At 56.0% G+C, this 1122-nt stretch carries 1 rRNA gene (running past both ends of the window); it reads left to right on the top strand.

Annotated elements, in window-relative coordinates:
* Positions 1-1122, top strand: a 23S ribosomal RNA gene (locus tag ACIOHP_RS49870) (it extends past both window edges: 149 nt to the left, 1887 nt to the right).

Below are 1122 nucleotides of genomic sequence, written 5' to 3'. Positions count from 1 at the left end.
CATACCTGAACACATAGGGTATGTGGAGGGAACGCGGGGAAGTGAAACATCTCAGTACCCGCAGGAAGAGAAAACAACCGTGATTCCGGGAGTAGTGGCGAGCGAAACCGGATGAGGCCAAACCGTATGCGTGTGAGACCCGGCAGGGGTTGCGCATACGGGGTTGTGGGATCTCTCTTTCACAGTCTGCCGGCTGTGAGACGAGTCAGAAACCGTATGGATAGGCGAAGGACATGCGAAAGGTCCGGCGTAGAGGGTAAGACCCCCGTAGCTGAAATCTGTACGGCTCGTTTGAGAGACACCCAAGTAGCACGGGGCCCGAGAAATCCCGTGTGAATCTGGCGGGACCACCCGCTAAGCCTAAATATTCCCTGGTGACCGATAGCGGATAGTACCGTGAGGGAATGGTGAAAAGTACCGCGGGAGCGGAGTGAAATAGTACCTGAAACCGTGTGCCTACAAGCCGTGGGAGCGTCGCGCATTGAGTTTACTCAGTGCGTCGTGACTGCGTGCCTTTTGAAGAATGAGCCTGCGAGTTTGCGGTGTGTTGCGAGGTTAACCCGTGTGGGGAAGCCGTAGCGAAAGCGAGTCCGAATAGGGCGATATAGTAGCGCGCTCAAGACCCGAAGCGGAGTGATCTAGCCATGGGCAGGTTGAAGCGGAGGTAAGACTTCGTGGAGGACCGAACCCACCAGGGTTGAAAACCTGGGGGATGACCTGTGGTTAGGGGTGAAAGGCCAATCAAACTCCGTGATAGCTGGTTCTCCCCGAAATGCATTTAGGTGCAGCGTCGTGTGTTTCTTGCCGGAGGTAGAGCACTGGATAGGCGATGGGCCCTACCGGGTTACTGACCTTAGCCAAACTCCGAATGCCGGTAAGTGAGAGCACGGCAGTGAGACTGTGGGGGATAAGCTCCATGGTCGAGAGGGAAACAGCCCAGAGCATCGACTAAGGCCCCTAAGCGTACGCTAAGTGGGAAAGGATGTGGAGTCGCACAGACAACCAGGAGGTTGGCTTAGAAGCAGCCACCCTTGAAAGAGTGCGTAATAGCTCACTGGTCTAGTGATTCCGCGCCGACAATGTAGCGGGGCTCAAGCGTACCGCCGAAGTCGTGTCATTGCG

Origin of the sequence: Streptomyces sp. NPDC087859 (assembly GCF_044742595.1) — a bacterium.
In the GTDB taxonomy this organism is placed as follows: domain Bacteria; phylum Actinomycetota; class Actinomycetes; order Streptomycetales; family Streptomycetaceae; genus Streptomyces; species Streptomyces canus_F.
This window is presented reverse-complemented; position numbering and strand designations above follow the sequence as displayed.